Consider the following 7,564-nt stretch of genomic DNA (forward strand, 5'->3'; position numbering starts at 1 on the left):
AACATCGCGTGAGCGAGCCAGGCCCCGGCAATCGCACCCAGCAGCTGCGCGCAGCTGTAGGCGATGAGGTCGCGCCGGGGCAACCGCCCGAGGGCGGCCATCGCCAGCGACACCGAGGGATTGAAGTGCGCGCCGCTTGCCGGAGCGAACACCACGATCAGCACGTACAGGCCGCCGACGGTCGCCAGCGCGTTGGCGAGCAAGGCCAGCGCGGCATTGCCACCGGCCAGTCGCTCCGCCATGACGCCGGAGCCGATCACGACGGTCAGCAGCAGGCCGGTCCCGATGAACTCGACCAGCGCGCGCCGGGGCAGGCTTCTCATCTCRCGGGCAGCCAAATCAGCAGCACGCCGAAGGCGCAGCGGTGACGGGAATGCCCACCGGCTTTCCACGCGGAGCGGCGCTCGCGCAGCATGCGGCTGCCTCGGACGCTTTGGACGCCTCGACCCGCGGTTTCTCGCTGAACACCGGAATGCTGCCCAGCGTCCGGAACTGCTCCCACGCGATGCCTTGCGGGTCGGTCACCCAGTACTTGTCGCTGCGCGCATAGCAGCAGCTCGTCTCGCCGACATCGAGCAGCGTCATGCCGGCCGCCTCTGCACTCGACTTCAGCGCCGCGAGTTCTTCCTCGGTGTCCGCCTGGATGCCGAGGTGGTCGACACCGGGTGCACTGCCCCGCGTCGAGATCGCGAAGTTGATGCGAGGATCCTCGATCATCCACTTGGCGTAGTCGCTCTCGACACGGGTCGGCTCCGCGGAGAACATCTTCGAATAGAAGGCGATGCTCGCCTGCAGGTCTTGCACATGGGCATGGACGTGAAATCGCTTCATTGCGGGCTCCTGGGGGTGGATCAACATCCGCACCGGGCGGACTCGGGTGGCACCGCGCAGGACTCGCCTGCGCAGCAGTTCTCCGTGAGGAAACCGATGACGCCGTTCATCTGGTCGTACGCGGCCCGATAGACGAGGTGCCGGCTGACGCGCTCCTGCGTCACCAGTCCCGCGCTCATCAGTTCCTTGAGGTGGAAGGACAGCGTCGTCGGGACGGTCCCGAGACCTTCGCTCATCACGCCGGGCGTCAGGCCGCTCGGGCCGGCGACCACGAGTGCCCGGAAGACCTCGAGCCGCAGTGGGTGGGCGAGCGCAGCGAGGGCTCGGATGACGGCATCTTGTTCCATGAACCTACTATACGAGAAATATGAAACTATTGCTCGATTGAAGAAAACCGAGGCCCGACGACCCGCGATCAGCTCATCGTCGCCGGCTCGGTGTCGGTGCGTGGCCGCAGCGCCAGCGACAGCAGCTCGTCGAACCGGTGGTACGCGATGCTCGCGCCGGCGACGAAGGCACTGCCCTGCTCCTCGGAGACGCGCGCCGAGTCGAGCACCTGCGCGAGGCTGCGCCACGCGCGCGTGCGGCAGCCCAGCGGTGCGAGCAGGTGCCGCCCGCCGTGCACCTCGCTCAGGCCGAGGTGCTCGCCGAGGTTCTGCGCCTGCGCCATCAGGTCCAGGCTCAGCATCAGGCCTTCGCTCGCATGCACCCAGCCGAGCGCCTCCATCAGCCCGAGGCCGTGCGTCGCCGATGCCGGCGCCGAGCGCGGGTGGGGCGGCCAGGCCTCCAGGTCGTGCAGGTCGGCTTCCATGCGGCTCGCGCGCTCCGCATCGGCCAGGCCGGGGTCGGGGATGACCTGCCAGACCTCTTCATCGGCATAGAGCCGCCGCACGTCGCCCAGCATGTGGTACTGCACCGTCAGGAAGCCGGCGTAGTGCTCGGTGGTCTTGAACGGCTCGATCAGGTTCAGGCCGTCGCGCAGGTAGTCGTGCAGGAAGCCGGCGTCCTCGCTGAGCCGCTGCGTCAGGGTCCTGCGCGACGGCTGCGGCGCGATCGGTGCCGGCACGGTCGGGAACTGCAGGGCGATGTAGGGGTTGTGCATGGACGCGCGCGGGGCTCAGTGGTTGACGTGCTGCATCGGCTGCGTGGCTGCGAAGCCGTGCTCGGAAGGCGCCTGCTTCTGTTTGGGAGCCGACGAGCGGCCCTGCGCTTGCGCCTGGGCCTGCGCCTGCGCCTGCGCCTGCGCCAGGTTGTGGGCCGCTTCGCGCAGGTGCTGCTTCGCGCGCGCCTCCTTCAGCTCGCGGGCCTGCTTCGCGAAGCCGGCCTGGAAGCGGCCCAGCTCCTTCTTGTGCCGGCGCTCCACCTGCCCCAGCACGATCGACACGCGCTGCGACACGCGCTTCATCTCGCGCGCCCGGCCCAGGTGCCAGCCGGCGGCCACGCCGGCCGCAAGGAACACCGCCACACTGCCCAGCCAGATCAGCAGCTCGATCATGCGGGTTCTCCTTGCGAGCGGGCCTCCTGCGCGGGCAGGGGCGCCCGGCGCAGGTGGCGCTGCCCCGAGTTCGCCTTGCGGCCCGGCGCATCGAAGCCGCCCAGCCGGGCGCGGTACTCGGCCGGCGTGCAGCCGACCTGGCGCACGAAGGCGCGGCGCATGCGCTCGTCGTCGACGAAACCGCTCTGCGCCGCGATCGCCTTGATCGACACCGGCGAGGCCTCCAGCAGGTGGCAGGCGCGCTCGACGCGCAGTTGCTCCACCACCTTGGCCGGCGTCTGCCCGGTGCTGCGCACGAAGAAGCGCGCGAAGTTGCGCGGGCTCATGCCGGCGCGCCCGGCCATGTCGGTCACGGTGGTGGGCTGGCTCAGCCGCGTCGCGACCCAGCCGAGCAGGTCGGTCAGCATGCTGTCGGCACCACGCTGCGCGAGGCGCTCCTGCAGGTTCAGCAAGGTGCTGCGCTGCGCCTGGCTCCCCGAGCGCGCCATGAACACCACCAGCTCGCGCGCCACGTCCAGGCCGATCTGCGGGCCCAGGTCGGCCCGCACCAGCGCGAGCGCCATGTCGATGCCGGCCGTCATGCCGGCGGCCGTCCACACCTTGCCCGCTTGCACGTAGATCGGGTCGTCGTCCAGCTGCACGCGCGGATAGCGCGTTCTGAAATCGTCGCCATGACCGGCCAGCGTGACCGCGCGCTTGCCATTCAACAGGCCCGCGGCGGCCAGCAGGAACGAGCCGGTGCCGATCGAGCCGACGCGTCCCGCCTTCGGTGCGACCTGGCCGATCCAGTCGATCAGCACCGCATCGCGCAGCACGGGCCCGATCTCCGGGCCGCCGCACACCAGCAGCGTGTCGATGCCGGCCGGCGKGAGCGTCTCCAGCGGCGCCGTCTGCAGCGCCAGCCCCGACGAGCTGCCGACCAGGCCGCCGCGCCGCGAGACGCTGGTCACGCGGTAGGCCGGTGGCCGCTCGGCGCGTGCCAGCACGGCATTGGCGACGGTGAAGACTTCGGCCGGACCGGCCACGCTGACGATGCTCGATCCGTCCGGCACGAGCATGGCGATGCTTCGCACATCCGAGATGGCTTCCATTTTTTTGTACCCCCTGTCCCAACTTTGTTGCTGTTCGTAACTGGGTTCTATCTTCTCCGGCTCGTGTGGAATCTGAGTGTGCAATTTTTTGCACATCGRCCTCCCTTGGCGCGAATGGAGGTCGTATTGGCCTGAACCGATGGATGGGTTCTCCCGCGGGTTGTCAAGTCATCGTCAATCGCACGGCTTCGGGCGCGTCTTCCCGGGTGTTGATCTCGACCAGCAGGCCGCCCGGCGCGACGCAGAAGAAGCGGGTGCCGCGCGGGCTCTTGACCAGGTCGACCTGCATTTCAATGCCGTCGGCCTTGAAGCGCGTGTACAGCGTGCGCACGTCCTCGGCGGTCGGCAGCTCGAAGCCGATGTGGAAGTTGCGCGGCCAGTCGACCTCGAAGCCCTGCGCCTGCTCGAGCACGATGTCGAAGCCCGGCCGCTTCAGGATGTTGTGGCCGGGGTAGGCGGTGCTGGTGCAGCCGAGCCGCTGCTCGAAGAAGCGCGTCGACGCGGCGAGGTCGTTCGAAGGGAAGCTCAGGTGGTTGAGCTTCATCGCGGTGGTGATGTCGTTCATGGGGCGATGCCTCGTGGTGAGAAAGGAAGGCATCGTAGGAAGCGGGCGCCATTCGCTCTACTCGCATCGGCGCCCGGGCCGCGGCCCCTGGCCGCGCGGGGGGCTCAGCGGAGGCCCGCGATGCCCGACTCGCTTTCGGGGCCGTCGGCGGCCAGCCGCAGGTAGCCGAAGACGGCCGCCTCGACGCGCCGCCGCAGCCCGGCCTCGTCGGTCTCGCCGCGCTCGCCGGCGCCGTCGACGATGCCGCGCACGATGGCGCCGACATCGGACACCGCCAGTTCGTGGTCGCGCTGGCGCGGCAGGTCGGCGCGGCCCAGCAGCTCGGAGACGACCGCGCGGAACGCCCCCTTGCTCACCGCGGCGCGCAGCTCCGGGCGGCTCTCCTCCACGTCGAGCAGGCGTGCCAGTTCGGGCCGGCGCAGCTGTTGTGCCACGGCGGCGGCGATCAGCACGCGCAGGGCCGCGGTGCTATCGGCCTGCTGCAGCGCGGCGTGGGCCTCGGCGTGGAAGCGTTCGCCCTCACGCTGCATCAGCCCGAGCGTCAGCGCCTCCTTCGACGGAAAGTATTGGTACAGCGAGCCGATGCCGACGCCCGCGCGCTCGGCCACCGCATTCGTGTTGAAGCCGGCGATGCCGCGCGCTTCGAGCACCTGCGCCGCGGCCTCGAGCAGCGCCTCGACGGTGCGCTGCGAACGGGCCTGCCGGGGCGCCTTGCGGGGGGTCAGGGACGGGGTGCGGGGCATGGGGGTGGATTCTCGCGCGCCGTAGGCTATGCTGCGCCGAGCCCAGCCTACAAGGATGACCATGACCCGCCTGACCACCGTTCGCGCAGCCTGCCTGTCTGCGCTGTCGCTCCTGGCCCTGGCCACCACGCTGCCCGGCCATGCCGAGAGCTTCGCGTCCTCGGCATCGAGCGCCGGCTCGGCCTCGTCGGGCAGCGTCTCCGATTCGATCAAGGGATCGAGCAACAGCTCCAAGCGCGACAAGGAAGTGGCCGAAGGGCAGTACCGCGTGATCGACGTGGCCGAGGTGGCGGAAGCCGCCGGCCGCCCCGCGATGCTGCAGCTGACGCTGCGCGCCACCGAGGCCGGGGCCGAGCGCGAGTTCATCCTCGAGCTGCCGCGCCAGGCGCTGGCCRCGCGCCCGCTGGGCACCGGCGACCTGGTGCAGGCGAACCAGCGGCCGTACGGCTTCGAGTTCGCGCGCGTCGACACCCGCGAGGCCTTCTTCCTCGTGCTGACCGACGACTGGCGGCGTGATCTCGATTCGCGCGTCGTCACGCTGTGATGCGGCGGTGAGGCGCCGGCGCGGCCGCCATGCGGTCGTGGCCGCCGCGCTGGTGGCGGGGCTCGTCGGCGCGGCACAGGCCGCCAGTTCGTCTGCCGGTGCTCCCGCCAGTTCACAGTTCTGCGACCGCCCCTCGGCGATCAACGCCGGCCAGCAGGACAAGCTGCTGCGCTTCGCCGCGCTGGTGCGGCAGCAGCTCGACGCTTCGGGCCGCAACGTGGCGCTGATCTCGCGCTCCGGCCTCGACCTGAGCCGCTTCGGCCTGCGCTACTCCCATGCCGGCATCCTGCTGAAGGCCGATGCCGGCGGCCCCTGGTCGGTGCGCCAGCTCTACTACGCCTGCGAGGAGTCGCGGCCCCGGCTGTACGACCAGGGTGTCGCCGGCTTCCTGCTCGGTGCCGACCGGCCGTCGCTCGGCCATGTCTCGATCGTGCTGCTGCCCGCGGCCGAGGGCGTGTCGCTCGCCCACGCCTCGCAGGATCGCCGGCTGGCGCTCGACCTGCTGGCGGCGCGCTACAGCGCCAACGCCTACGCCTTCAGCACGCGCTACCAGAACTGCAACCAGTGGGTGATGGAGCTGATCGCCAGCGCCTGGGGCGGCTTCGATGCCGCGAGCGTCACGCGCGAGCAGGCGCAGCAGTGGCTGCAGGCGCAGGGCTATGCGCCGGCGCCGGTCGACATCGGCTCGCATGGGCTGCTGTTCGCGGCGCAGTTCGTGCCGCTGCTGCACGTCGACGACCATCCGCGCGACGACCTCTTCGCGCTGAAGCTGCACATCAGCACGCCGGCCGCCGTCGAGGCCTTCGTGCACCGGCAGCTGCCGCAGGCCGAACGGGTGGAGCTGTGCCACGACGAGCGCAAGGTCGTCGTGCGCCGCGGCTGGCAGCCGCTCGGCGCGGGCTGCGAGGCGGCGCCGGGCGACGAGGTGCTGGCGTTCGACTGAGCGCGCGGCAGCTCGCCGCACTGCCATCGCGCTGACATCCTGCCTCCTTACCCTCGCGGCCACATCAATCGTGGCTTCAATGAGGGGAGAGCGCATGCTGAAGAAGACCATCGCGGCACTGGCGGCGGGCGTCGGCCTGGCGATTGCGAGCATCGGTGCCCAGGCGCTGACGACGGCGGAACTCGCGTTCCACCATGCGCCGGTGCACTACCAGGACACCGATTCGAGCGACTACCCGTCCGAATACATCACCGCGTACGACTACGACAACGACCGCATCACGACCAACAACTGGGACAACCGCGGCAACGGCCAGTGGCCCGCGACCGTGTACTACTCGGTGGTCGAGAGCTGCACGCACTGGTTCATCAGCTATTCGTTCTATCACCCGCGCGACTGGTCGGACACGGCCTTCGACCAGGAGCACGAGAACGACCTCGAGGGCGCGATCATCTCGGTGCGCAAGGATGGCACGCCGTTCGGCACGATGGAAGGGATGATCACGGTGTTCCACACCGACTTCTTCTCGTTCACGCCGACCGGCAGCCCGTACCGCAACGGCCAGGAGAGCATCGACGGCACGGTGTCTTTCGAGATGGACAACGGCGTCAGCCGCATGAAGACGGTGCAGGAGGCCAAGGGCCACGGGCTGAAGGCCTGGCCGTATGCGTCCAACTTCAACGGCGCGGCGAACCAGGACGGCGTCGTCTACTACCCGACGCTCGGCGCCGCGGGCCATCCGCTGTCGGGCAACGACCGGCATGTGGCCTACCGGCTCGTCGACCTGAACCAGCCGAACGGCCTGTACGCCGCCGCGCTGAGCGACGCGCTGCAGCCGGCCGCGCAGGCGCAGACCTTCGCGAGCTGGGGCACGTTCCGTGGCGACACCAGCGGTGGCTGCGGTTCGGGCCTGAAGACCTGCAGCACCAACTCGGCCAACACGCCGTGGGGTTGGGACGACGGCAACGACGGCGCGAGCTACCGCGGCGAGTTCGCGCTCGATCCGGCGCACCTGTTCTCGTTCTACTTCACGGGCACCGGCAACTTCAGCCAGCAGTACCTCAGCAATCCGTTCCTGAGCGGGCTGCGCGACACGGGCTTCTACTCGGGGCACGCGCCGGCGGGGTTTGCGTCGCAGCTGGACCTCAACACGCTGTACGGGAAGTTGGTCAACAGCTGTTCATAGCTTTTGCGTTCGCTGGGGTGGCGCGGAAGGCGCGTGGGGGGAGGTCGTGGCGCGCCGGCCGGGTCGGTCATCGCCCCTGGCGGGGCGATGACTCCCCTGCGCTGACTGGTTTCATGGCCCGTCGCCGAAACTCCCGCCACTCACTTCGTTCGTTGTGGTCAAACAG

The 7,564-nt window shown here is 69.8% G+C and carries 11 protein-coding genes; 3 read left to right on the forward strand and 8 right to left on the reverse strand.

Annotated features, from left to right (window positions below):
* From AC1DXV_RS28420 to AC1DXV_RS28455, 8 genes are all read right to left on the reverse strand, one after another.
* On the reverse strand, positions 1 to 323 hold a 323-nt coding region (locus AC1DXV_RS28420; protein ID WP_477936749.1), incomplete at its 3' end, for an aquaporin.
* Between the two features lie 16 nt (positions 324 to 339).
* Entirely contained in the window at positions 340 to 831 is a 492-nt protein-coding gene (locus tag AC1DXV_RS28425; RefSeq protein ID WP_477872850.1) for an ArsI/CadI family heavy metal resistance metalloenzyme, read from the reverse strand.
* A gap of 20 nt (positions 832 to 851) precedes the next feature.
* Positions 852 to 1,178, reverse strand: coding sequence for an ArsR/SmtB family transcription factor (locus tag AC1DXV_RS28430; RefSeq protein WP_477872848.1), 327 nt, complete (start codon positions 1,176 to 1,178; stop codon positions 852 to 854).
* A gap of 68 nt (positions 1,179 to 1,246) precedes the next feature.
* Entirely contained in the window at positions 1,247 to 1,933 is a 687-nt protein-coding gene (locus AC1DXV_RS28435) for a biliverdin-producing heme oxygenase (RefSeq protein WP_477936751.1), read from the reverse strand.
* A gap of 15 nt (positions 1,934 to 1,948) precedes the next feature.
* Positions 1,949 to 2,326: a hypothetical protein gene (locus AC1DXV_RS28440; RefSeq protein WP_477936753.1), complete on the reverse strand. Its 378-nt coding sequence runs from the start codon at positions 2,324 to 2,326 to the stop codon at positions 1,949 to 1,951.
* Positions 2,323 to 3,384, reverse strand: coding sequence for a GlxA family transcriptional regulator (locus tag AC1DXV_RS28445; RefSeq protein WP_477936755.1), 1,062 nt, complete (start codon positions 3,382 to 3,384; stop codon positions 2,323 to 2,325). Before AC1DXV_RS28445 ends, AC1DXV_RS28440 begins: the two co-directional genes overlap by 4 nt.
* A gap of 196 nt (positions 3,385 to 3,580) precedes the next feature.
* Positions 3,581 to 3,982, reverse strand: a complete 402-nt coding sequence (locus AC1DXV_RS28450; protein WP_477872150.1) for a VOC family protein — start codon at positions 3,980 to 3,982, stop codon at positions 3,581 to 3,583.
* 104 nt (positions 3,983 to 4,086) lie between these two features.
* Entirely contained in the window at positions 4,087 to 4,725 is a 639-nt protein-coding gene (locus AC1DXV_RS28455; RefSeq protein ID WP_477872152.1) for a TetR/AcrR family transcriptional regulator, read from the reverse strand.
* A gap of 61 nt (positions 4,726 to 4,786) precedes the next feature.
* Here AC1DXV_RS28455 and AC1DXV_RS28460 point away from each other — a divergent pair, with 61 nt between their 5' ends.
* From AC1DXV_RS28460 to AC1DXV_RS28470, 3 genes are all read left to right on the forward strand, one after another.
* Positions 4,787 to 5,269 carry a hypothetical protein gene (locus AC1DXV_RS28460; protein WP_477936757.1) on the forward strand — a complete coding sequence of 161 codons (483 nt, stop codon included), beginning with the start codon at positions 4,787 to 4,789 and terminating at the stop codon, positions 5,267 to 5,269.
* Entirely contained in the window at positions 5,238 to 6,212 is a 975-nt protein-coding gene (locus AC1DXV_RS28465) for a DUF2145 domain-containing protein (RefSeq protein WP_477936759.1), read from the forward strand. The genes AC1DXV_RS28460 and AC1DXV_RS28465 overlap by 32 nt, the downstream gene beginning before the upstream one ends.
* A gap of 94 nt (positions 6,213 to 6,306) precedes the next feature.
* Complete coding sequence (locus tag AC1DXV_RS28470; protein WP_477936761.1) at positions 6,307 to 7,398, forward strand: hypothetical protein; 1,092 nt, start codon at positions 6,307 to 6,309, stop codon at positions 7,396 to 7,398.
* The last annotated feature ends 166 nt before the right edge of the window (positions 7,399 to 7,564 follow it).

This window comes from Rhizobacter sp. P3_C12 (assembly GCF_056402735.1).